Origin of the sequence: Paracoccus sp. (in: a-proteobacteria), from assembly GCF_030604785.1 — a bacterium.
Lineage (GTDB): Bacteria > Pseudomonadota > Alphaproteobacteria > Rhodobacterales > Rhodobacteraceae > Paracoccus.
In genome coordinates this window covers 87,027-109,875 of record NZ_JAUVVF010000002.1, presented here as the reverse complement: position 1 = coordinate 109,875, position 22,849 = coordinate 87,027, and the positions used below count along the sequence as shown (strand labels likewise).

At 69.1% G+C, this 22,849-nt stretch carries 26 protein-coding genes; 18 read left to right on the top strand and 8 right to left on the bottom strand.

Going from position 1 to position 22,849, the window contains the following annotated elements:
* Window positions 1-26: 26 nt before the first annotated feature.
* The 8 genes from QAR72_RS01380 to QAR72_RS01345 all read left to right on the top strand — a co-directional run bounded on the left by QAR72_RS01380 (window position 27) and on the right by QAR72_RS01345 (window position 5,054).
* On the top strand, window positions 27-641 hold the full coding sequence (locus QAR72_RS01380) for a ribonuclease D (RefSeq protein ID WP_304615562.1): 615 nt from the start codon (window positions 27-29) through the stop codon (window positions 639-641).
* 87 nt (window positions 642-728) lie between these two features.
* Window positions 729-1,673 carry a KpsF/GutQ family sugar-phosphate isomerase gene (locus tag QAR72_RS01375; RefSeq protein ID WP_304615561.1) on the top strand — a complete coding sequence of 315 codons (945 nt, stop codon included), beginning with the start codon at window positions 729-731 and terminating at the stop codon, window positions 1,671-1,673.
* Window positions 1,674-1,676: 3 nt separating this feature from the next.
* Window positions 1,677-2,252 carry a hypothetical protein gene (locus QAR72_RS01370; RefSeq protein WP_304615560.1) on the top strand — a complete coding sequence of 192 codons (576 nt, stop codon included), beginning with the start codon at window positions 1,677-1,679 and terminating at the stop codon, window positions 2,250-2,252.
* A 21-nt stretch (window positions 2,253-2,273) separates the two neighbouring features.
* Window positions 2,274-2,762, top strand: a complete 489-nt coding sequence (gene lptA / locus QAR72_RS01365; RefSeq protein ID WP_304615559.1) for a lipopolysaccharide transport periplasmic protein LptA — start codon at window positions 2,274-2,276, stop codon at window positions 2,760-2,762.
* Window positions 2,762-3,502 (top strand): LPS export ABC transporter ATP-binding protein, encoded by a 741-nt coding sequence (lptB, locus tag QAR72_RS01360; RefSeq protein WP_304615558.1) that lies wholly within the window; start codon window positions 2,762-2,764, stop codon window positions 3,500-3,502. Before lptA ends, lptB begins: the two co-directional genes overlap by 1 nt.
* A gap of 188 nt (window positions 3,503-3,690) precedes the next feature.
* On the top strand, window positions 3,691-4,266 hold the full coding sequence (gene hpf, locus QAR72_RS01355; protein WP_304615557.1) for a ribosome hibernation-promoting factor, HPF/YfiA family: 576 nt from the start codon (window positions 3,691-3,693) through the stop codon (window positions 4,264-4,266).
* 78 nt (window positions 4,267-4,344) lie between these two features.
* Entirely contained in the window at window positions 4,345-4,809 is a 465-nt protein-coding gene (locus tag QAR72_RS01350; protein ID WP_304615556.1) for a PTS sugar transporter subunit IIA, read from the top strand.
* A gap of 59 nt (window positions 4,810-4,868) precedes the next feature.
* A complete protein-coding gene (locus QAR72_RS01345) occupies window positions 4,869-5,054 on the top strand; it encodes a hypothetical protein (protein WP_304615555.1) in 186 nt (61 codons plus the stop codon).
* A gap of 166 nt (window positions 5,055-5,220) precedes the next feature.
* On the opposite strand, the gene QAR72_RS01340 is transcribed toward QAR72_RS01345, so the two are convergent.
* Window positions 5,221-6,090: a branched-chain amino acid aminotransferase gene (locus QAR72_RS01340; RefSeq protein ID WP_304615554.1), complete on the bottom strand. Its 870-nt coding sequence runs from the start codon at window positions 6,088-6,090 to the stop codon at window positions 5,221-5,223.
* Window positions 6,091-6,246: 156 nt separating this feature from the next.
* Here QAR72_RS01340 and QAR72_RS01335 point away from each other — a divergent pair, with 156 nt between their 5' ends.
* Genes QAR72_RS01335 through QAR72_RS01315 form a run of 5 tightly spaced genes read left to right on the top strand, consistent with a single transcriptional unit; the run spans window position 6,247 to window position 13,106 of the window.
* On the top strand, window positions 6,247-6,765 hold the full coding sequence (locus tag QAR72_RS01335; protein ID WP_304615599.1) for a MarR family winged helix-turn-helix transcriptional regulator: 519 nt from the start codon (window positions 6,247-6,249) through the stop codon (window positions 6,763-6,765).
* A 6-nt stretch (window positions 6,766-6,771) separates the two neighbouring features.
* Window positions 6,772-7,476: a response regulator gene (locus tag QAR72_RS01330; protein ID WP_304615553.1), complete on the top strand. Its 705-nt coding sequence runs from the start codon at window positions 6,772-6,774 to the stop codon at window positions 7,474-7,476.
* 30 nt (window positions 7,477-7,506) lie between these two features.
* On the top strand, window positions 7,507-8,322 hold the full coding sequence (locus tag QAR72_RS01325) for a uracil-DNA glycosylase (protein ID WP_304615552.1): 816 nt from the start codon (window positions 7,507-7,509) through the stop codon (window positions 8,320-8,322).
* A 55-nt stretch (window positions 8,323-8,377) separates the two neighbouring features.
* Window positions 8,378-9,754, top strand: a complete 1,377-nt coding sequence (locus QAR72_RS01320; RefSeq protein WP_304615551.1) for an efflux RND transporter periplasmic adaptor subunit — start codon at window positions 8,378-8,380, stop codon at window positions 9,752-9,754.
* Window positions 9,747-13,106 (top strand): efflux RND transporter permease subunit, encoded by a 3,360-nt coding sequence (locus tag QAR72_RS01315; RefSeq protein ID WP_304615550.1) that lies wholly within the window; start codon window positions 9,747-9,749, stop codon window positions 13,104-13,106. The genes QAR72_RS01320 and QAR72_RS01315 overlap by 8 nt, the downstream gene beginning before the upstream one ends.
* Here QAR72_RS01315 and QAR72_RS01310 read toward each other — a convergent pair.
* On the bottom strand, window positions 13,096-13,893 hold the full coding sequence (locus QAR72_RS01310) for a protein-disulfide reductase DsbD domain-containing protein (RefSeq protein ID WP_304615549.1): 798 nt from the start codon (window positions 13,891-13,893) through the stop codon (window positions 13,096-13,098). The genes QAR72_RS01315 and QAR72_RS01310 overlap by 11 nt on opposite strands.
* Before the next feature lie 104 nt (window positions 13,894-13,997).
* On the opposite strand from QAR72_RS01310, the gene QAR72_RS01305 reads away from it, so the two are divergent.
* Entirely contained in the window at window positions 13,998-14,579 is a 582-nt protein-coding gene (locus tag QAR72_RS01305; RefSeq protein WP_304615548.1) for a YqgE/AlgH family protein, read from the top strand.
* A gap of 179 nt (window positions 14,580-14,758) precedes the next feature.
* Here QAR72_RS01305 and map read toward each other — a convergent pair whose 3' ends face one another.
* Window positions 14,759-15,556 (bottom strand): type I methionyl aminopeptidase, encoded by a 798-nt coding sequence (map, locus tag QAR72_RS01300; protein ID WP_304615547.1) that lies wholly within the window; start codon window positions 15,554-15,556, stop codon window positions 14,759-14,761.
* A 102-nt stretch (window positions 15,557-15,658) separates the two neighbouring features.
* Here map and QAR72_RS01295 point away from each other — a divergent pair, with 102 nt between their 5' ends.
* Entirely contained in the window at window positions 15,659-16,399 is a 741-nt protein-coding gene (locus tag QAR72_RS01295; RefSeq protein ID WP_304615546.1) for a competence/damage-inducible protein A, read from the top strand.
* Window positions 16,396-17,118: a GNAT family N-acetyltransferase gene (locus tag QAR72_RS01290; protein ID WP_304615545.1), complete on the top strand. Its 723-nt coding sequence runs from the start codon at window positions 16,396-16,398 to the stop codon at window positions 17,116-17,118. Before QAR72_RS01295 ends, QAR72_RS01290 begins: the two co-directional genes overlap by 4 nt.
* Here QAR72_RS01290 and yghU read toward each other — a convergent pair.
* Entirely contained in the window at window positions 17,103-17,978 is an 876-nt protein-coding gene (yghU, locus tag QAR72_RS01285) for a glutathione-dependent disulfide-bond oxidoreductase (protein WP_304615544.1), read from the bottom strand. The two genes, QAR72_RS01290 and yghU, sit on opposite strands and share 16 nt — an antisense overlap.
* An 83-nt stretch (window positions 17,979-18,061) precedes the next feature.
* On the opposite strand from yghU, the gene QAR72_RS01280 reads away from it, so the two are divergent.
* Complete coding sequence (locus QAR72_RS01280) at window positions 18,062-19,159, top strand: PA0069 family radical SAM protein (protein WP_304615543.1); 1,098 nt, start codon at window positions 18,062-18,064, stop codon at window positions 19,157-19,159.
* Here QAR72_RS01280 and bmt read toward each other — a convergent pair.
* From bmt to rpsF, 4 genes are all read right to left on the bottom strand, one after another.
* The gene (gene bmt / locus QAR72_RS01275; RefSeq protein ID WP_304615598.1) at window positions 19,156-20,145 is read right to left on the bottom strand and encodes a betaine--homocysteine S-methyltransferase; all 990 of its coding nucleotides are present in this window, start codon (window positions 20,143-20,145) and stop codon (window positions 19,156-19,158) included. The genes QAR72_RS01280 and bmt overlap by 4 nt on opposite strands.
* A 167-nt stretch (window positions 20,146-20,312) precedes the next feature.
* Window positions 20,313-20,900 carry a 50S ribosomal protein L9 gene (rplI, locus tag QAR72_RS01270; RefSeq protein WP_304615542.1) on the bottom strand — a complete coding sequence of 196 codons (588 nt, stop codon included), beginning with the start codon at window positions 20,898-20,900 and terminating at the stop codon, window positions 20,313-20,315.
* A gap of 13 nt (window positions 20,901-20,913) precedes the next feature.
* Window positions 20,914-21,141 carry a 30S ribosomal protein S18 gene (rpsR, locus tag QAR72_RS01265; protein ID WP_103173059.1) on the bottom strand — a complete coding sequence of 76 codons (228 nt, stop codon included), beginning with the start codon at window positions 21,139-21,141 and terminating at the stop codon, window positions 20,914-20,916.
* A 13-nt stretch (window positions 21,142-21,154) separates the two neighbouring features.
* Complete coding sequence (gene rpsF, locus QAR72_RS01260) at window positions 21,155-21,577, bottom strand: 30S ribosomal protein S6 (protein WP_304615541.1); 423 nt, start codon at window positions 21,575-21,577, stop codon at window positions 21,155-21,157.
* A 242-nt stretch (window positions 21,578-21,819) separates the two neighbouring features.
* Between rpsF and speB the strand changes: the two genes are divergently transcribed.
* Complete coding sequence (gene speB, locus QAR72_RS01255; RefSeq protein ID WP_304615540.1) at window positions 21,820-22,779, top strand: agmatinase; 960 nt, start codon at window positions 21,820-21,822, stop codon at window positions 22,777-22,779.
* Window positions 22,780-22,849: the final 70 nt, after the last annotated feature.

The window sequence follows — 22,849 nt, the reverse complement described above, 5'->3', positions numbered from 1 at the left end:
CGGCAAGTGGTCCGAGGCAGCAGACGATGAGCATTCACCTTTATCCCAACGATCTTCCCGACGATCTGGACCTTGGCCCGGTCGTGGCCATCGATACCGAGACGATGGGCCTTGATCCCCGCCGCGACCGTCTGTGCCTGGTGCAGCTGTCGTCGGGCGACGGCGAGGCGCATCTGGTCCAGATCGATCGCGGCCAGACCGAGGCGCCGAACCTGACGCGCCTGCTGACCGATCCCAAGGTGCTGAAACTGTTCCATTTCGGCCGCTTCGACATCGCCGCGCTGGAAAACGCCTTCGGCGTCGTCACCTCGCCGGTCTGGTGCACCAAGATCGCCTCGAAGCTGGTGCGGACCTATACCGATCGGCACGGCCTGAAATATCTGCTGAACGAGCTGGTCGGCGTCGATGTCAGCAAGCAGCAGCAGACCAGCGACTGGGGCGCGACGGATCTGAGCGACGCGCAGCTGGAATATGCGGCATCCGACGTGCTGTATCTGCACCGCCTGAAAGAGGCGTTGGAGGAACGGCTGAAGCGCGAGAACCGGCTGGGTCTGGCGCAGGCCTGCTTTGACTTTCTGCCCGCGCGCGCCCATCTGGACCTTCTGGGCTGGGGCGATGAGGGCGACATCTTCCGGCACTGAACGGACCGGCCTTGGCCGAAACCGGGCCGCCGGGCGCGATGCGCCCGGCCCCGACAGATTGTGACGACCGAAAGCAGGAGCGGGCGCGTGGCGGATTACATCGAAACGGCGCGGCGTGTGATCGCCACCGAGATCGCGGGCCTCGAGGCCCTGGCCTCGGGTCTGGGGGCCGAATTCTCGCGCGCGGTCGCGATGATGCTTCAGGTGCGGGGGCGGGTGATCGTCTCGGGCATGGGCAAGTCGGGCCATGTCGGGCGCAAGATCGCGGCCACGCTGGCCTCGACCGGGACGCCGGCGCAATTCGTCCATCCTGCCGAGGCCAGCCACGGCGATCTGGGCATGGTGACCGAGGCCGATCTGGCGCTGGTCCTGTCCAATAGCGGCGAGACGCCGGAACTGGCCGACCTGATCGCCCATACGCGGCGCTTCAAGATCCCGCTGGTGGGCGTCGCCTCGCGGCCCGGCTCGACGCTGCTCAGGCAATCGGACGTGGGGCTGGTCCTGCCCCAGGCTCAGGAAGCCTGCGGGAACGGGATCGTGCCCACGACCTCGACCACGATGACGCTGGCGCTTGGCGACGCGCTGGCCATCGCCCTGATGGAGCATCGCCGCTTTACCCCCGAACATTTCCGCACCTTCCATCCCGGCGGCAAGCTGGGTGCGCTTCTGGCGAAGGTCGGCGATCTGGCCAGCCGCGACCTGCCCCTTGTCGCGCAGGACGCCCCCATGTCCGAGGCGCTTCTGGTCATCAGCCAGAAAGGCTACGGCGTCACCGGCGTCACCGATGCGGACGGGCGTCTGACCGGGATCATCACCGATGGCGACCTGCGCCGCCACATGGAGGGCCTGCTGTCGCGTCGCGCCCACGAGGTGATGACCCGCAGCCCCCGCGTGATCGAGCCCGAGGCCCTGGCCGCCGCCGCCCTGGCCGAGATGCAGGCGCGCAAGATCACCTGCCTCTTCACGGTCGAGGACGACCGCCCGGTCGGCATCCTGCACATTCACGATTGCCTGCGCGCCGGGTTGGTGTGACGCATGGACCGCACTCGCATCGTTCGGTCGCTGCGTGTGATCCTGCCTCTGGCGGCGCTGGCGATGCTGTCCACGCTGTTCCTGTTCTCGCGCGGCTCCGAGACCGAATCGCGCATCCCCTATGCGCAGGTCGATGCCGAGGCGATGGCCCGCGATCCGCGCCTTGTCGCGCCCGAATATGCCGCTGTCACCGAGGACGGCGCCCGGATCAGCCTGACGGCCAGCGCCGCGCGCCCCGACCGAGAGCGGGCCGAGGCCGAGGCGCTGCAACTGGACTGGCAGCGCCCCGACGGCCTGGCCGCGATGCTGGTCGCGCCGACCGGCGGGCTGGCCGATGGCCGCATCCGGCTGGATGGCGGGGTTCGCATGACCACCAGCACCGGCTGGCAGATGGATGCGCCGCGCATCGACGCGGCCACCGACCGGTCCGAGATCGCCGCCGATGACGGGATCGAGGCCGAGGCGCCCTTTGGCCGGATCAGCGCCGGCCGGATGCGGCTGGAACCCGGCGACGAGGGCGCGACGGGTGCCGCGGTCTTGAATTTCTCGGGCGGTGTGCGTCTGATATACCAGCCCTGAGCCGCCCGAAGGATGACAAAGATGCTTCGCTATCTGCCCGCTCTGGCCCTTGTGGTCGCGCTTCCGGCCTGGGGCCAGAACCTGACCTTCGGCGGCATGCGCGCCGATACCTCGGCCCCGGTCGAGATCGCCGCCGATGCGCTGGCGGTGAACCAGTCCGACGGCACGGCGGTCTTCACCGGCAATGTCGTGATCGGGCAGGGCGCGATGCGGCTGTCGGCCGGCCGCGTCGACGTGACCTATGCCGAGGGCGGCACGACCCGCATCCGCTCTCTTCGGGCCGAAGGGGACGTGACGCTGGTCTCGGGCGACGACGCGGCCGAGGCGCAAGAGGCGCTTTACGATGTCGAGGCCGGGCAGGTCACGCTGATCGGCGACGTGATCCTGGCGCAGGGCGGCAACGTGCTGACCGGCCAGCGGATGGAGGTCGATCTGGCCACCGGCGCCGCCCGTGTCGAGGGCCGCGTCCGCACCATTCTGCAACCTGGCCAGCAGGGCGGGGGGAACTGATGCCCGACGCGCCCCGGGACGGTCTTCAGGTCCGCAAGCTACGCAAGTCCTATCGCAACCGGCTGGTCATCCGCGAGGTGTCGGTCGATCTGCGCCGGGGCGAGGTCGTGGCGCTGCTGGGGCCGAACGGCTCGGGCAAGACGACATGCTTCTACTGCATCGCGGGGCTGGTCGTGCCCGATGCGGGTCAGGTCATCATCGACGGCCAGGACGCGACGCGCCTGCCGATGTTCCGCCGCGCCCGCATGGGCATCGGCTACCTGCCGCAGGAAATGTCGATCTTTCGCGGCCTGACCGTCGAGCAGAACATCATGGCCGTGCTCGAGGTCGCGCTGGACGATCCGCGCCACCGTCGCGACCGGCTCGAGGAATTGCTGGCCGATTTCTCGATCACCCATCTGCGCGGGGCGCAGGCCCTGGCCCTGTCCGGCGGCGAAAGACGTCGGGCCGAGATCGCGCGCTGCCTTGCCTCGAACCCGGCCTTCCTGCTGCTGGACGAGCCCTTCGCGGGCGTCGATCCCATCGCCGTGGGCGAGATCCGCGGTCTGGTCCACGATCTGAAATCGCGCGGAATCGGCGTGCTGATCACCGATCACAACGTCCGCGAGACGCTTGGCATCGTGGACCGCGCCTATATCCTGCATGACGGTCATGTGCTGATGTCGGGCACGACCGACGAGATCGTCGCCGATCCCCGCGTCCGCGAGGTCTATCTGGGCGAAGGCTTCCGCATGGCCTAGGCGCCCCCTCGCGCAAAGGACCGCTTTTTCGATCACGCCGCCGTGGCTGGCCGTTGACAGGAGGGGCGCGCTGTCACCAAATTGAGATATGCAGGGGCGGCCTCGGCCCCCCTGCGCGCACCCCGCGCAGACGCGCGGCGGCCCGCGGGCCGTCCCGTCACGGCGCGGGCAACCGAAGAGGAGGCATGATGCGCTACACGATCAGCGGAAAACACATCGATGTCGGGGACGCCCTGACCACGCATGTCAAATCCGAACTGGGCGAGACGATCGAGAAATACTCGCAGCGCCCCACCGATGCGACGGTCACCTTCTCCAAGGATGCACATCAGTTCACCTGCGACGCGGTGGTGCATCTGTCCACCGGCCTGACCGTTCAGGCCAAGGGCGCCGCGACCGAGGTCTATGCCGCCTTCGAATCCTGCCGCGAGCGCATGGACAAGCAGCTGCGCCGCTACAAGCGCCGCCTCAAGGACCATCACAAGGACCGCGTCGAGCCTGTTGTCTTTGGCGAGGCCGGCAGCTATGTGCTGGCCGCCGACGAGGATGAGTGGGAATCGACGGGCGACAGCCTCGAACCCATCATCATCGCCGAGATGGAAAGCCGCGTCCCGACGCTGTCGGTGGGCGACGCGGTGATGCAGATGGAACTGGCAGGGGCGCCGCTTCTGGTGTTCCGCAACGAGAAACATGGCGGCGTGAACGTCGTCCACCGCCGCGACGACGGCAATGTGGGCTGGATCGACCCGCGCGGAAACGGCTAGTCCGCCTCGCGCCGCAGACGAAGAAAACGCCCCCGCCACCAGTGGCGGGGGCGCCTATCTTGGGAAAGTCGCGACCGCATGCAGATTGCCGAAATCCTCAAGCCCGGAGCCGTCCGCTCGCTCGGACAGCTCACCTCGAAGAAGAGGCTGTTCCAGGAACTGGCTGAACTGGCACAGGCAGAATACGGGCTTCCCGCCCCCGAAGTGCTCGACGCGCTCCAGGAACGCGAGAGCCTCGGGCCGACGGGCGTCGGACAGGGCGTCGCGCTGCCCCATGCGCGGCTGCACGGGCTGGACATGGTCGCGGGCCTGTTCATCCGGCTGGACAAGGCGCTGGATTTTGACGCGGTGGACCGCCAGCCCGTCGATCTGGTCTTCGCGCTGCTGGCCCCCGAAACGGGTGGCGTCGATCACCTCAAGGCGCTGGCCCTGGTCTCGCGCACGCTGCGCGACGCCGATCTGCGCGCGAAGCTGCGTGCCAATGACGACCCGGTGGCGCTGCACGCGGTCCTGGCCGCCGCACAGGGCATCCGCGCGGCCTGACGGGTTCTAATCGGTCCGATTCGGTCCTATACTGTCCCCCCGCGACAGGAGGATCGACCATGAAGAAGCACGTGACCGACCGACCCCGCAGCACCGGCACGGCGCGCCTGCGCGCCTTCGTCCGTCAGGACCGCGAGGCCGGACCCCATCCCAGCATCACCAGCCTGCACAAGAGGCCCCAGACCCGGGACGAGAGCCGCCGCGCGGTCGAATATGCCCGCATCATGCGCGGCCATTCCGCCTGACGGCACCAAGACGAAAGAAGAAGGGGGGCTGTCTGCCCCCCAGGCGCCTTGCGCCTTCCCCCCGAGGATATTTCCGGCCAAGGCAAAGACAGGACCTGTGCTTTGCCTTGGTCCAAATATCCCGGGGGAATCGCGAAGCGATGGGGGCGGAGCCCCCTTCCCGGTCTCAGGCGCGGACCAGCGCCTCGTAATCCTCGGCGACCTGGCGGGTGATCTGGCCCACCTGGAAATGCCAGTCGCCGATCTGGCCGACCGGCGTAACCTCGGCCGCAGTGCCGGTCAGCCAGCATTCGCTGAAGCCTTCCAGCTCCTCGGGCAGGATGCGGCGTTCGTGGACGGTGAAGCCCTTGTCGCGCAGCATCTGGATGATCGTCTGCCGGGTGATGCCGTTCAGGAAACGGTCGGCCAGAGGCGTGTGGATCTCGCCGTCCTTGACGAAGAAGATGTTGGCGCCGGTGGCTTCGGCGACATAGCCCTCCCAGTCCATGAACAGCGCGTCCGAGCAGCCCTTGGCCTCGGCGGCGTGCTTGGACATGGTGCAGATCATGTAGAGGCCGGCGGCCTTGGCGGCGGTGGGGATGGTCTCGGGCGAGGGGCGTTTCCACTTGGCGACGTCCAGCTTCGCGCCCTGCCATTTCGCGTCGCCGTAATAGCTGCCCCATTCCCAGGCGCAGACCGCCATGCGGACCGGGTTGCGCGCGGCCGAGACGCCCATATCCAGCCCCGAGCCGCGCCAGGCGACGACGCGGACATAGGCGTTCTCGAAGCCGTTGGCGCGCAGCACCTCTTCCTTGGCGGCGTCGATCTGGTCGGCCGTATAGGGGATCGGCATGTCCAGCAGGCGGCCCGATTCAATCAGGCGCAGCGAATGTTCATGGCTCTTGAAGATCTTGCCGTTATAGCAACGCTCGCCCTCGAAGACCGAGCTGGCGTAGTGCATGGCGTGGGTCAGGACATGCACCTTCGCCTCGCGCCAGGCGACCAGTTCGCCATCCATCCAGATCCAGCCGTCCCGATCGTCATATGCCGCCGTCATGTTCATTCTTCCTCCGCCGCCCGATCTGTACGATTCTTGCGCCTGACAGGGCAGAACAGTCCATTTGTTACGCAAGATGCTTGACGGCTAGCAATCAGCGGTTAGAAAGTCAACAACGCTGCCATATCGGCGATCCAGGATGCGAGGATGTCAGGAATGCAGGAAAAGGCGCGGATCCAGGCCATGGTGGGCGAGGATCTTCTGTTCCTCACCGACGATCAGCTGCGCCGCGGGATCGAGGCGATGTTCTTCGCCTATCGCGCCTTCACGGCCGATCCCGACCTGATCCTGGCCGATCTGGATTACGGCCGCGCGCATCACCGGGCGCTGCATTTCGTCAACCGCGATCCGGGCCTGACCGTGACCGCGCTGCTGGCTGTTCTGGGCGTGACCAAGCAGAGCCTCAACCGCGTGTTGCGGACCCTCATCGACGATGGCCTGGTCGAAAGCCGCGTGGGCCGGCGCGACCGGCGCGAGCGGCAGCTTTACCTGACCCCCCAGGGCACCGCGCTGGAACGCCGGCTGTCGGAATCGCAGCGCGCGCGGATGCGGTCGGCCTATCGGAAGGCCGGGCCGCAGGCGGTGGCGGGTTTCCGGCAGGTGCTGGAGGCGATGATGGACCCCGAGACGCGGGCGCAGTATCAGGCCCTCAAGGAACTGCCCGAGGACCGCTGATCCGCCATGACCGCCCCCGATGCCCATATCCTGATCGTTGACGATGACGAACGTATCCGTTCGCTTCTGGGCAAGTTCCTGCGGAAAAGCGGCTATATGGTCAGCCTCGCTCGCGACGCGGCTCAGGCGCGGCGGCTGCTGGCGGGGCTGGAATTCGACCTGATCGTCCTGGACGTGATGATGCCGGGCGAGGACGGGCTTGCGCTGACGCGCGACCTGCGCCGCCGGATCGACACGCCGATCCTGCTGCTGACTGCCAAGGGCGAGACCGAAGACCGGATCGCCGGGCTGGAATCGGGGGCTGACGATTACCTGCCCAAGCCCTTTGAGCCGCGCGAATTGCTGCTGAGGATCGCGGCCATCCTGCGCCGCGTGCCGGTGGTCGAGATGACGCAGCCGAAATTCCTGACCCTGGGCGCGCTGCGCTACGACACCGAAAAGGGCGAATTGTGGCAGGGCGACCAGCCCTTGCGCCTGACCGGGACCGAGGCCGCGCTGATGCGGCGGCTTGCCTCCAGCCGGGGCCAGCCCGTCAGCCGGGCCGAGCTGGTCGAGGATCTGGGCCGTGGGACGGGCGACGAGGGCGAGAACAGCGAACGCGCCATCGACGTTCAGATCACCCGCTTGCGCCGCAAGATCGAGACCGACCCGCGCGAGCCGCGCTATATCCAGACCGTGCGCGGCACGGGCTACATGCTGGTGGTGGACTAGGGCGGCCATTCGCCCTAGCCTTTGGCGGTGATGGATCAGGCGACATATCAGGGAATCGCGCTGGACGCCCAGACTGCGCTGGCGCTGCTGGAATGGCAGCTTGAGATGGGCGCCGACACGCCTCTGCTGGATGATCCGGTGGACCGGTTCGACCTGCCCGCGCAGGCCGCGCCCGCCATTCCGATGGCCCAGCCCGTCCCGCCGGTCGCCGCCGCCTCGGACACGGATGACCTGCCCGCCCGCATCGCCGAGGCCGAGGCGCTGGCCTCTGCGGCCGACACGCTGGATGCCCTGGCCGCCGCGCAGGAGGGTTTCGACGGGATCGAGCTGAAGAAGGGCGCCCGCCGCTTCTGTTTCGCCGATGGCCGGGCCGGGGCGCGCGTGCTGATCCTGGGCGAGGCGCCGGGCGATGAAGAGGATCGACAGGGCCGTCCCTTCGTGGGCCGGGCCGGGCAGCTTCTGGACCGGATGTTCGGCGCGATCGGGCTGGCCCGCGACGCGGTCGATGCGGAACGCGCGCTTTACATCACCAATGTCCTCGGCTGGCGTCCGCCGGGCAATCGCGACCCCAGCCCCGATGAAATTGCCGTGAGCTTGCCCTTCGTGCGGCGCCATATCCAGCTGGCGCAGCCCGATCTGGTCGTGCTGATGGGCAATGTCGCGACCCAGGCCGCCGTCGGCCGGCGGGGCATCCTGCGCCTGCGCGGCCAATGGGTGCAGGCTTTCGAGCGTCCCGCCCTGCCGATGACGCATCCCGCCTATCTGCTGCGCAACCCCGCCGCCAAGCGCGAGGCATGGGCGGACCTTCTGTCGCTGGCCGCGCGTCTGGAAGCCCTTTCCGTTTAGGTTCGGTTTCCGCATCATGGGCTAACCGGAACGTCCAACAGATGGACCTGTACGCATGCGATTCCTGACGCGCAGCCTTGCCGGGCTGTTTCTGACCTTCATCACGCTCGGCCTGCTGTTTCTGGCGGTGTTCCAGCTCTGGCAGGCCGCCGAACAGCGGCGCGCGGGCGGGGGTCCGGGCTTTCGCCCCGCCGAACAGGTCTTTACCGCCCGGCTGATCACGCTGGAACCCACGCGCATCACCCCGCAGATGCAGGTCTTCGGCACGATCCAGTCGCGCCGCCAGCTTGAACTGCGCGCGGGCGCCGCCGGGCAGATCGTGTTCCTCGACCCCGCCATGCAGGAAGGCGGCGCAGTCACGGCGGGGCAGGTTCTGGTCCGCATCGACCCCTCGGCCGCGCAGGCCGCCCTGGACAGCCGCGAGGCCGAACGCGACGACGCGCAGGGCAATCTGGCCGACCGCCGCCGCAGCGTGGCCATCGCCGCCGAGGACTTGGCGGCGGCCGAGCGGCAGTATGAATTGCGGCAGGCCGCCGTCGCCCGTCAGCGCGATCTGGCCGGGCGCGGCCTTGGCACCAGCACCGAACGCGAGAATGTCGAGCTGGCCGCCTCGACCGCCGAGCAGGCCGTGATCAGCCGCCGCGCCGCCCTGGCCGATGCCGAAAGCGCCGTCACCGCCGCCGAGAACGCCCTGCGCCGCGCCGAGATCGCCCTGACCGAGGCGCGCCGCACCTTGGCCGATACCGAATTGCGCGCCGGTTTCGATGGCCGCGTCACCGCCGTCAGCGCGGTCGAGGGCGGTCTGGTCGGCATGAACGAACAGCTTGCCACGATCATCGACCCCGCCGCGCTCGAGGTGCAGATCCCCCTGTCGCTGGACCAGTTCGCCCGGCTTCTGGCGGGCGGGCGCGCCATCGAGGGCGTGCCTGTCGGTGTGGTGCTGGACGGGACGGCCGGGCAGGTCGTGATCGAGGCCGTGCTGGACCGCTCCGCCGCCTCGGTGGCCGAAGGGGGCGCGGGCCGTCAGGTCTTTGCCCGCCTTCAGGATGCCGACACGCCGCTGCGGCCGGGCGATTTCGTGCGCGTCCAGATCGCCGAGCCGCCGCTGGAACAGGCCGCGCAGATCCCGGCCTCGGCCGTGGGCGGCGACGGGGCGGTGCTGGTCGCCGATGACGAGGGGCGGCTGTCATCGACCCCGGTCGAGGTGCTGCGCCGTCAGGGCGACGACCTGATCGTGGCGGTCCCGGCCTCGCTGTCGGGGGCGACGATCGTGGCCGAACGCGCGCCGCAACTGGGCACCGGCATCCGCGTGCGCGACGTGGGCGCGCGCCCGTCCCCGCCCGGCGACGACGCCACCGCCCCCGCCGCACGGCGCGGCGATCCGCCTCCCGAGGGGCAGCAGGCGCGCCGCGAAGGGGCTGGCCGTGGCTGAGCCGAGGGGCCTTCTGTCGCTGTTCGTGCGCCACCGCACGCTGGCCAATCTGGTGCTGGCGGTCATGGTGGTCGCGGGTCTCTACAGCGCGCCGAAGCTGCGCGCGCAGTTCTTCCCCGATACGGTCGTGCAGGAAATCGACGTCTCGGTCCGGTGGGACGGCGCGGGCGCGGATGATGTGGACCAGTCGGTCGTCGCGGTGCTGGAGCCCGCGCTGATGGGGGTCGAGGGCGTGGCCCTGACCTCGTCGCAGGCGGTGCAGGGCTCGGCCCGGCTGCGGCTGGAATTCGAGCCGGGCTGGGACATGTCCCGCGCCATGGCCGAGGTCGAGACCGCCATCGCGGGGGCGGGCAACCTGCCCGAAGGCACCGAAGAGCCGCAGATCACCCGCCGCGCCTGGCGCGACAGGGTGGCGGATGTGGTGATCTCGGGGCCGGTCGGGCTGGACCAGCTGGGGCGCATCGCCGACGAGATGTCGAACCGCCTCTATGCGCGGGGCGTGACGCGGCTTTCCGTCACCGGCATCTCGGCCCCCGAGACGCTGGTGCAGATCCGCATGGCCGACCTGATCCGCCACGATCTGACGATGGAGCAGGTCGCCTCGGTCATCGGGGCGGCGGCGGCGCCGATCCCGGCGGGCGACGTGGCCTCGGGGGCGGCGCGGGTCCGCACGGGGGCCGAGACGCGCGATCCGGCAGGCGTGGCCGCGCTGGTCCTCAAGGCGCTGCCCGACGGCACGCAGCTGACCGTGGGGGATGTGGCCGACGTCACCGCCGAAGGGATCGACCGGGGCACCGCCTATTTCGTCGCGGGCAACCCCGCCGTGATGCTGGGGGTCGAGCGCAGCGCCTCGGGCGACGCGATCGGCATGCAGCGCGAGGTCGAGGCGGTCGTCGCCCAGATGCAACCGACCCTGCCCGCAGGCGTCCAGATCGATCTGGTGCGCGCGCGGGCCGAGCTGATCGCGGGCCGGCTGACGCTGCTTCTGGACAATGCGCTTCTGGGTCTGGCGCTGGTTCTGGGGCTGCTGTTCCTGTTCCTGAACGCCCGCACCGCGATCTGGGTCGCGGCGGGCATCCCCGCCGCCCTCTTGGGCGCGGTCGCGCTGATGTATGCGGCGGGCATGACGATCAACATGATCTCGCTTTTCGCGCTGATCCTGACGCTTGGCATCATCGTGGACGATGCGATCGTGGTGGGCGAGCATGCCGATTACCGCCACCGCAAGCTGGGCGAGCCGCCGCAGGTCGCCGCCGAACGCGCCGCCCAGAGGATGGGCGCCCCGGTCGTGTCCTCGACCCTGACCACGATCATCGCCTTTGCCGGGCTGGTGACGGTGGGCGGCCGCTTCGGCGAGATGATCGGCGACATTCCCTGGACGGTGATCATGGTGCTGATCGCCTCGCTGGTGGAATGCTTCCTCGTCCTGCCGAACCACATGGCCCATGCGCTGGCTCATTCTGCGCGCGAGCGCTGGTATGACCGCCCCTCGGCTTTCGTGAACCATTGGCTGGACCGCTTCGTCGCGGTGGTGGTGCGCCCGGTGGCGCGGCTGGTCCTGGCCTGGCGCTATCCGGCGCTGGCCTTCGCGGTGGTGGCGCTGTCCTGGTCGGCGGCCACGTTGATGACGGGCAAGGTGCCGTGGCGGTTCTTCGACGCACCCGAACAGGGCAGCGTGACGGGCAATTTCGCCATGCTGGCCGGCGCCAGCCGCGCCGATACCGAACGCGTCATGGGCATGGTGCAAGAGGCCGTGGACGGCGTCGCCGCCCGCTACGAGGCCGAATACGGCATCAACCCGATCACCCATTCCATGACGCTTCTGGGCGGCAATTCGGGCCGCCCGCTGCCCGGCGCGGAAACCAAGGAGGCCGACCTTCTGGGCGCCATCCAGATCGAGCTGATCGACCCCGATTTCCGTCCCTATTCCAGCTTTGAATTCGTCGCCGCCCTGCAAGAGGCCATGCCCACCGATCCCCGGCTGGAGGTGATCAGCTTCCGCGGCTTCCGGTCGGGGCCGGGGGGCGATGCGATCTCGGTCCGGATGACGGGGGCGAACGCGACCGTCCTGAAGGATGCGGCCGAGGCGCTGAAGCTGCGCCTGTCGGCTTTCCCCGAGGTCTCCGCGCTGGAAGACAGCATGGATTACGACAAGGACGAGCTGGCCCTGCGCCTGACCGCGCGCGGCGAGGCGCTTGGCTTTACCACGCAGGGCCTTGCGCGCGAATTGCGCCAGCGCCTGGGCGGGATTGAGGCCGCAACCTTCCCGGTCGGCACGAGGTCGGGCGCGATCAACGTCGAATTGCCGCCCGAGGAACGTCAGGGCGATTTCCTCGACCGGATGATGATGCGCGCGGCCTCGGGGCAATGGGTGCCCTTGGCCGATATCGTCACCGTCGAGACGGCGGCCGGCTTCTCGGTCGTGCGGCGCGAGAATGGCGAGAGGATGATCTCGGTCACGGGGGACATCTCGGATGACGACCCGGCGCGCGCGGCGCAGATAACGCAGGCCCTTCAGGCCGAGCTGATGCCCGACATCGCCGCCGAATTCGGCATCAGCTACACGATCACGGGGCTTGCCGAACAGGAGCAGGAATTCTTGGGCGACGCGGTCCTGGGCTTCGGCCTGGCGCTGGCCGGGATCTACATGGTGCTGGCCTGGATCTTTGCCAGCTGGACGCGGCCGCTGGTGGTCATGTCGGTCATTCCCTTCGGCCTGATCGGCGCGATCTGGGGGCATTACATCTGGCAATTGCCGCTGACGATGTTCTCGATCGTGGGGCTGATCGGCATGTCGGGGATCATCATCAACGATTCCATCGTGCTGATCTCGACCATCGACGAATATACCCGCCAGCGCGGCCTGCGCCCGGCCATCGTCGCGGCGGTCTGCGACCGGTTCCGGCCGGTGCTGCTGACCACGGCGACCACGGTGCTGGGCCTTGCGCCGCTGCTCTATGAACGCTCGTCGCAGGCGCTGTTCCTGAAGCCGACGGTGGTGACGCTGGTCTATGGGCTGGGCTTCGGGATGCTGATCGTGCTGCTGGTCGTTCCGGCGGTGCTGGCCATCGGCGCCGATCTGGGCCGGGCGCGGCAGGCCTTTCGCCGCAGCCGCCGGGCGCAGCCGGTGGCGGGCGTGATCCGGGCGGCGACCGGCGGCGCGGTGCTGGCCTTTGCGCTGACGCTTCTGCCGGTGACGCTGTTGCCCGCGATGGGGCTGGGGCTGCCCGGCTGGTGGCCGGTGGCGGGGTCGGTCGGTGCGGCGCTTGGCGCCTATGCGCTGATGCTTCTGGCGGTGGTGCTGGGCGCGGGGCTCTGGGCGCTGCGCCGCGCGCCCGCGATCAGGGGCTGAGACGGCAGCCGAAGCTTTCGACCGCATCATCGGCGCTGACCACGGTCAGCCGCAGGGCCGAGGGGTCCAGCGGAAAGGGCGCGGCCTCGGGGCCGACCATCTCGGCCACGGCGACGGGGCCATCGGCGCGCATCTCGATCTCGGCGCCCGAGACCCAGAGGTCGGGCTTGCCCTCGACCTCGATCGCGGCCAGTTCGGGCGCGTCCGAGGGCAGCGCCATCTCGACGCGCAACCCGTCGGCGATGGCCTCGATCCGGCATTCCGGCAGGTCCTCGACCAGACGCGGCGTCTCGGCCATGGCGGCCTTGATGCGGCTGTCGGGCAGGGTGCCGGGCGGCGGGGCGCTGAGGTCAAGCTGGGCGGGCACGCAGATATTCTCGCACAGGCCCAGTTCGATCTGGCTGTGCAGCGTGACCGGGCGCGCGGCATCGGCGGGGCTGGCGGTGAAGGGCAGGACCAGATGCTCGTGATAGCCCAGCTCCTGCGCGCCGCCGGAACTGATCGATTCGGGCGCGGGCCAGTGAAAGACCACATCGCCAAGATTGTCCGACCCGTCCCAGGCAAAGCTGGGCGGCAGGCCGCTATCGCCGGGGCTGCGCCAATAGGTCTTCCAGCCCGGCTCCAGCACCAGTTCCAGCGCGGCGATCCGGTTGCCCGCCTCGTCGGTCCAGCCGGGCAGCAGCCGGGCATCGACCAGGCCAAGCGGCATCTCGCCCTCGGGCAGGCGCATTTGCGCCCAGGCGGGCGGGGCCAGAAGACAGGCAAGGGCAAGGGACAGGCGCAGCATGGCACTGACATAGCGCCCGCCGCGACCGTCTGAGAAGTCACAATGCCGCGCGGCGCTTGCATCGGGCGCGTCCCGTGCCGATCTTGTGATGGAAAGGAGACGCGATGACGCCGAATGACAAGGTCGAGAACCTGACGGGCAAGATCCTGATCGCCATGCCGGGCATGGCCGACCCGCGATTCCAGCGGTCGGTCGTGCTGATCTGCGCGCATTCCGTCGAGGGCGCGATGGGCCTGATCCTGAACCGCCCCCTGCCCGAGATCCGATTCGACGACCTGCTGGACCAGCTGGGGATCGAGGCCGATGACGGCGCTCGCATCATCGAGGTGCGATCCGGCGGCCCGGTCGAACCGGGGCGCGGCTTCGTGCTGCACAAGGTTCCCGAACATGGCAGCGATCCCGAGGGGCGGCTGCGCATCTCGGGCGGTCTGGCGATGACGACGACGCGCGACATCCTCGAGGATCTCGCCTCGGGCGAGGGGCCGCAGCCGGCGGTGCTGGCGCTTGGCTATTCGGGCTGGGGTCCGGGCCAGCTGGAGGCCGAGATGCTGGCCAATGGCTGGCTGACCGGTGACGGCGCCGAGGACCTGATCTTCGCCCCCTCGCACGAGGACAAGTGGAGCCGCGCGCTGAAGGCGCAGGGCATCGACCCCTCGCTTCTGTCAGGCACGGCAGGCCGCGCCTGACTTGCGTCCCGCGATGGCCGGGGGCGCTTCGCCCCCCGGACCCCCCGAGGATATTTCAGTGAAGAAGAAGTCCGCGCCGTGACAGGGCGCTGGTGCCGATCGGCTTTGGCGGGGGCGTGGGCGCGCTCGGGGGGACCGGGGGTGCAGCCCCCCGGGGCTTCGCGGGACGCAATCGCGCCTCAGCTGAAGTCTGGGAAGAACTTCTCTGACGGGGTGAAGATCTCGCAGCCGTCGGCGGTGACGCCGATCGAATGCTCGAACTGCGCCGAGAGCGACTTGTCGCGCGTCACCGCCGTCCAGTCATCCGCCAGGACCTTGGTCTCGGGCCTGCCCAGATTGATCATCGGCTCGATGGTGAAGATCATGCCCTCTTCGAGGACCGGGCCCTTTCCGGGGCGGCCGAAATGCAGCACGTTCGGGGGCGCGTGGAACACCTTGCCGATGCCGTGGCCGCAGAAATCGCGCACGACCGACATGCGGTGGCCCTCGGCATGGCTCTGGATCGCGTGGCCGATATCGCCGAAGGTCGCGCCGGGGCGGACGGCCTCGATCCCCTTCATCAGCGCATCATGCGTCACCTGGATCAGGCGCTGCGCCTTGAGCGGCGCGCGGCCGGCCACATACATGCGGCTGGTATCGCCGAACCAGCCCTCGACGATCACGGTCACGTCGATGTTCAGGATGTCGCCGTCCTGCAGCACCTTGTCTCCGGGGATGCCGTGGCAGACCACATGGTTCACGCTGATGCAGCTGGCATGCTGGTAGCCGCGATAGCCGATCGTGGCCGAGGTGACGCCCAGTTCCTCGATCCGGGTGCGGATGAAATCGTCCAGCGCGCCGGTCGTGGCGCCCGGCTGGACCAGCGGCCCGACCTCGTCCAGGATCCGCGCCGCGACCCGGCCTGCCTTGCGCATCCCCTCGAAATCCTCGGCCAGGTGGATGCGGATGCCCTCGCGGGTGATGCGGCCTTCGTCCATTGCGGTTCCTTTCGTCATCCCGCCTAGATAGACGCGATGCCGCACTTGTTCCAGCCCCGCACGGGCGCTTAGAAGAAGGGGCATCATCGAAAAGGGCAGGAAATGCAGTCCGACAATCCCACCGCAGCGATCCTTGTCATCGGGGACGAGATCCTCTCGGGGCGCACCCGCGAGGGCAATGCGCATCATCTGGCGCAGGTCCTGTCGGCGACGGGCTTCGATCTGCGCGAGATCCGCGTGGTGTCCGACGACCATGACCGCATCGTCGCGGCGATCCGGGCGCTGGATGGCAGCCTGGGCGGCGATTACGACCTGCTGTTCACCTCGGGCGGGATCGGGCCGACGCATGACGACATCACCGCCGATGCCGTCGCCGCCGCCCACGGCACCGGGATCGAGATCAACGACGAGGCCCGCGCCCTGCTTCAGGCCCGTTGCGACCGGATGGGCACCGTTTTGACCGAGAACCGCCTGCGGATGGCGCGCATCCCGGTCGGCGCGACGCTGATCGACAATGCGGTCTCGGCCGCGCCGGGCTTTTCCATCGGCAACACCCATGTGATGGCGGGCGTGCCCGAAGTGTTCCGCGCGATGGTGGACTGGCTTCTGCCGCGCCTTTCGGCCGGGCGGCCGGTCTGTTCGGCCACGGTCGAGGTGCGGCGCGGCGAAAGCGACGTGGCCGAAGAGCTGAAGGCCGTGGCCGCCGAATATGCCGACTTGTCGCTTGGCAGCTATCCCTTCCATGACGCGACCGGCTGGGGGACGAACCTTGTCGTGCGCGGGCTGGATCAGGCGCGCGTCGATGCCGCGATGGCCGATCTGCGCGCCCGGATCGGACTGTGACGCGCCTGCCCGACCCCGCCCTGGCCCATGCCTTCGAGGCAAGCTGGCCGCCCGCCCGGACCGAACGGGCGGGCGGCTTTCTGGTGGGGCTGGGCGAGGGCGCCGGAGGCCGCGTCAGTTCCGCCCGCGCCCTGCCGGATTGGCGGCCGGACGACATTCCCCTGGCCGAGGCGCAGCACCGCGAATGGGGCCAGCGCCCGCTTTTTCGCGCCTGGAATGCCGATCAGGCGCTGATCGCGGCACTGACCGACCGGGGCTACGGCCTGGAAATCCCGACTTTGGTGCTCGAGGCGCCCGTGGCCGCGCTGACCGACCGGCCGCTGCCGCCGGTGACGGGCTTTGCGCTCTGGCCGCCTCTGGCGATCCAGCGCCGCATCTGGGAGGCGGGCAACATCAACCCCGCCCGTCAGGCCGTAATGGATCGTGTCGCCCTGCCCAAGGCCGCTCTGCTCGGGCGCCTGCATGACCGCGCGGCGGCGGCGGGCTTCGTCGCGGCTGCGGGCGATGTGGCGATGCTGCACGGGCTCGAGGTGCTGCCCGACTTCCGCCGGCAGGGTCTGGCCGGCTGGATGGTGCGGCAGGCCGCGTTCTGGGCCGCCGAACAGGGCGCCGCGCGGCTGGCCCTTGCCGTGTCCGAGGGCAATGCCGCCGCGCGCGCGCTCTATCGCGGCCTCGGCTTCACCGAGGCCGCAGGATACGGCTATTACGCCCCGGTCTGAGCGGCGCGCTTGTCCTCGGTCATGGTCTCGAAATCCGAGGCCGAATGCCGCTCGTGCAATTGCTCCGAGGGCTGACCCGAGGTCTTGTTGACCATCACGCCGCGCCGCACGGCGGGTCGGGCCGCGATCTCTTCCTGCCAGCGCCGGACATGGCCGTAGCTGGCGGTGTCAAGGAAGGTCGCCGCGTCGCCATACAGCTTGCCCGCCAGAAGCTGGCCATACCACGGCCAGATGGCCATGTCGGCGATGGAATACTCATCGCCCGCCATGAAGCGGTTGGCAGCCAGATGCCGGTCCAGCACGTCGAGCTGGCGCTTGGTCTCCATCGCGTAGCGGTCGATCGCATATTCGATCTTGGTCGGGGCATAGGCGTAGAAATGCCCGAAACCCCCGCCCAGGAACGGGGCCGATCCCATCTGCCAGAACAGCCAGTTCAGCGCCTCGGTCCGCGCCGCCGGGTCTTTCGGCAGGAAGGCCCCGAAGGTCTCGGCCAGATACAGCAGGATCGCGCCCGATTCGAACACGCGCCGCGCCGGGTCGGTGCCGTGATCCATCAGCGCAGGGATCTTGCTGTTGGGATTGGCCGCCACGAAGCCGCTGCCGAACTGGTCGCCATCGCCGATCCTGATCAGCCAGGCGTCGTATTCCGCGTCATGGCCCGCCTCCAGCAATTCCTCGAAGAGGATCGTGACCTTCTGCCCGTTCGGCGTGGCCAGCGAATACAGCTGGAACCGGTGATCACCGCGCGGCAGCTCGCGGTCAAAGCGCGCCCCTGCCGTGGGGCGGTTGATGCTGGCGAACTGGCCGCCGTTTTCCTTGTCCCAGGTCCAGACCTTGGGCGGGGTGTAATCGGTGCTCATCGCGTTCCCTCATTGCCTGATCTGCAAGATGTGAATGCGGGCGTCCAAGATCAACCCGCTTGGGACTTGGCGATGTTCCGTGAATGTTCTATCCTGCGCGCATGCTGCCGCCCCGCGATCCCCATCTGCGCCTCAAGGCGCGCGGCGCCGCCTCGGCCCCGGCCGGGCGGTTCGACACCCAGACGCGGCTGCGCGAATCCGACGGCTGGGACATCCCCGAGGACGAGACGCTGCTGCGAACCGAACTGGCCTTTGAACAGCCGCGCAGCATCATCACGCGCAGTACCTCGCCCGACATTTCCTTTGACCGCTCGATCAACCCCTATCGGGGCTGCGAACATGGCTGCATCTATTGCTATGCGCGGCCCAGCCACGGCTATCTCGGCCTGTCGCCGGGCTTGGACTTCGAGACGAAGATCACCGCCAAGCCCGATGCCGCCCGCCTGTTGGAACGCGAACTGGCGCGGCCCGCCTACAAGCCCGCGCCCATCGCGCTTGGCACGAACACCGACCCCTATCAGCCGGTGGAATCGAAACTCGAGATCATGCCCGGCATCCTGCGGGTGCTGCGCGACTGGAATCATCCGGTGACGCTGGTGACGCGCGGGCGGACGGTCCTGCGCGATCTGGACCTGTGGGCGGAACTGGCCGCGCGCGATCTGGCCGCGGTGGGGATCAGCGTCACCACGCTGGATGCGGGGCTCGCCCGCGCGCTGGAACCCCGCGCCCCCGCGCCCGCCACGCGGCTGCAGATGATCCGCGCGCTGGCCCGCGCGGGGGTGCCCGTCCGGGTGATGGTCGCCCCCGTCATCCCCGTCCTGACCGAGCCCGAGATCGAGGCGATCCTGACCGCCGCGCGCGAGGCGGGCGCGACCACGGCCAGCATGATCCCCCTGCGCCTGCCGCACGAGGTCGCGCCCCTGTTCCGCGACTGGCTGGAACGGCACCGGCCCGGCATGGCCGCGCATGTGATGAACCGCGTGCAGGCTATGCGGGGCGGGCGCGACAATGATCCGCGCTTCGGCCACCGCTTCCGGGGCGAGGGGATCGAGGCCGATCTGGCCCGCCAGCGTTTCCGGCTGGCGCGGCGCAGGCTGGGCTATGCCGAGGGCTCGCCCGCGCTGGACTGCTCGCGCTTCGGGGCGCCGCCCCGCGCCGGGGACCAGCTGTCGCTGTTCTAGTTCCGGCGGCCGATGGTCAGGCGGTCATCCTCGGACCCGGCGCTGAAGGCGCCCAGCCTTGCCGCGATCTGGTCCAGCGTTGGGCGCGGGCCCGCCGGGCGCGTCTCAAGCGCCTCGCGCATGGCGCGCAGATGCGCGGCCATCGTGCCGCAGCAGCCGCCGATCACGCGCACGCCCAGATCGCGCGCCAGACAGGCGTAATCGGCCATCAATTCGGGCGTGCCGTCGTAATGCAGATGCCCGCCCTCCAGCCGCGCGACGCCGGCATTGCCCTTGGCGATCAGCGGGCGTTCGTTGCCCGAGGCGACCAGCGCGGCCACCGTCCGCAACAGGTCCGACGCGCCGACGCCGCAATTCGCGCCATAGGCGACGGGCGGGTTCGGCAGACGCTCGACCGCGGCGGCCAGTTGCGCGGGGGTGGTGCCCATCATCGTCCGCCCCGCCGTGTCGAAGCTGAGCGCCCCGCACCACGGCATGTCCGCACGCTGCGCAGCCTCGGCGGCGGCGCGCAATTCCTCCAGCGAGGCCAGCGTCTCGACCCAGAGGATGTCGGCCCCGCCCTCGCGCAGCGCCTCGGCCTGTTCGTGAAAGATCTCGACGGCGGCGGCATGGGTCAGGCTGCCCATCGGGGCCATGAAGTCACCGATCGGTCCCATACTGCCCGCCACCACGACCGGACGCCCGGCGCGGTCGGCGGCCTCGCGGCCCAGCCCGGCGGCCAGACGGTTCAGCTCGGCCACGCGATCCGACAGGCCGTGCAGGCGCAACCGGCCCGCATTCGCGCCAAAGCTGTTGGTCAGGAACAGGTCGGACCCGGCGGCCAGCGCGTCGGCATGCAGCGTCAGGATCGCCTCGGGTCGGGTCGCGTTCCACAATTCGGCGGGGCTGCCCGCATCCAGGCCCATGTTGAACAGCGCCGTGCCGGTCGCCCCGTCGGCCATCACCCAGTCGCGTTCCGCCAGAAGGCGGCTCAAGGCATCCGTCATCGCCAGGTTCCCTGCCGGGACATGCATGGCCCCGGTCTGTCCGATCATCATGTCCATGATAGGTCGCGCCGTCCGTTTTCACAATTGCAGGTGGAGACGGGCGTTCAACAAATGAAAACCGCGCCGGTTTCCCGGCGCGGCAAATTGTCTGACCTTTTTGACAAAGATCAGTTGCGGTCGTCGCCGTCCTCGTCCGACGAGGCGCCGCCGATATCGTCGAACAGCTCGGCGATCTCGAATTCGGCCTCGGCATCGGCCTCGGCGGCCAGATCCTGGATCGACTTGCCCTGGGCCTGCAGTTCGGCCTCTTCGGCGGAACGCGCGACGTTCAGGGTGATCGTCGCCTCGACCTCGGGGTGCAGCACGACGCTGACGTCATGCATGCCCAGTTCCTTGATGGGCGCGCGCAGGACGACCTGCTTGCGATCCACCGAGAAGCCGGCTTCGGTCGCGGCATCGGCCGCGTCGCGGGTCGTGACCGAACCGTAAAGCGCGCCCGAATCCGAGGCCGAACGGATGACCACGAAGGTCTGCCCGTCCAGTTTCTCGGCCACGGCCTGCGCTTCGGCCTTGGTCTCGGCGTTGCGGGCTTCCAGTTGCACCTTCTGGCCTTCGAAAGCCTTGATGTTGGCTTCCGAGGCGCGCAGCGCCTTGCCCTGCGGCAAGAGGAAGTTGCGCGCATAGCCTTGCTTGACGTTCACGACGTCGCCCATCTGGCCCAGCTTGGCCACACGTTCCAGCAGGATGACTTGCATCTCTCAGGTCTCCTTACTTCACGACATAGGGCAGCAGGGCGAGGAAGCGGGCGCGCTTGATCGCACGGGCCAGCTCGCGCTGCTTCTTGGCCGAGACGGCGGTGATGCGCGAAGGCACGATCTTGCCGCGTTCGGAAATGTAGCGCTGCAGCAGGCGCGTGTCCTTGTAGTCGATCGCGGGCGCGTTCTCACCCGAGAACGGGCAGACCTTGCGGCGGCGGAAGAAGGGTTTGTTCGCCATGGTTCAGATCCTCTCAGTTCCGCTCGCGGCGTTCGCCGCGGTCAGCGCGATCGCCACGGTCGCCGCGATCACCACGGTCGCCGCGCGGACGGTCGCCACGCTCGCCGCGCTCTTCGCGCTTCTGCATCTGGACCGACGGGCCGTCCTGATGCTCGTCCACGCGGACGGTCATCACGCGCATCACGTCGTCATGCAGACGGGCCAGACGCTCCATCTCCTGGACGGCGGCCGAAGGGGCGTCCGAACGCAGGAAGGCGTAATGGCCCTTGCGGTTCTTGTTGATCTTGTAGGCGAGGGTGCGCACACCCCAGTATTCGTGCTCGACGACCTTGCCGCCATTGTCGGCGAGAACGGTCGAGAAATGTTCGATCAGCCCTTCGGCCTGCGTGTTCGACAGGTCCTGACGGGCGATCAGCACATGCTCATACAGAGGCATGGCGATCCTTTCTGTGTCCGGGCGCATTTCATCGACGGGCTGACCTTCCGCATCCCGTCACGAGAGGCTGCGCCGATTGAGTCAAATCGCGGCGGAAGGATGGGGTCTTATAGGGGCGCGGCCGGGAAATGCAAGGCGATTCGGGCCCACGGGCGCGCCCTGCGGCACGGGGCCGAGCCGCAATCGAGCTTGCGGGTCCCCGGGCCGCGCCGCAGAGTGGCGGCGGCAAGCAGGAGGATGCGATGGCGCTGGAAGACGCGAAGAACCAGGTGGATCAGGCCTTCACGCGCGAAAGCCTGCGCGGCCTGTCCTACGAGAACGCCTTTGGCGGCGCCGTCAGCTTCCTGCGCCGCCGCTACAGCAAGGATCTGGCCGGGGTGGATGTGGCCGTCACGGGCATCCCCTTCGATCAGGCGGTGACGCACCGGCCCGGCGCGCGGTTCGGGCCGCGCGCGATCCGCGAGGCCTCGACCCTGCAGGCCTTCGACGCGCCCTATGGCTGGGGCTGCGATCCGTTCAGCCTGCTGGACATCGTCGATTACGGCGACATGGCGTTCGATTATGCGGCGGTCCATGACGTGCCCGCCCGGATCGAGGCGCATCTGGGCGCGATCCTCGATGCGGGGGCGGCGCCGGTCTCGCTGGGGGGCGACCACTTCGTCACGCTGCCGATCCTGCGGGCGGTGGCGGCGCGGCGCGGGCCGGTGGCGCTAATCCAGTTCGACGCCCATTCCGACACCTGGGCCGATGACGATCCCGCGCGGATCGATCACGGCACCTTCCTCTACAAGGCCATCCGCGAGGGGCTGGTGCACCCGGCGGGCACCGTCTCGGTCGGGATCAGGACCGACAATCCCGACACGATGGGGGTGACGATCCTCGACGCGCCCTCGATCCATCGCGACGGGATCGACGCCACGCTGGCGCGGATCAGGGCGGTCGTGGGCGAGAGGCCCTGCTACCTGACCTTCGACATCGACGCGCTGGACCCGGCCTTTGCGCCCGGCACGGGCACGCCGGTCTGGGGCGGGCTGGCCAGCTGGCAGGCGGCGGCCTTGCTGCGCGGGCTGGCGGGGATCGACCTGATCGGCGGCGACGTGGTCGAGGTCTCGCCGCCTTATGACACGACCGGGGCCACGGCGATCGCGGGGGCGCATGTCGCAGTCGAGCTGATCGCGCTGCTGGGCTGGAACCGGCGTTGATCTGCGTCCCGCGCCGTGCCGGGGGGCTGGGGCGCCCCCCGGACCCCCGCCGCCGCATCGTCTCGGCGCG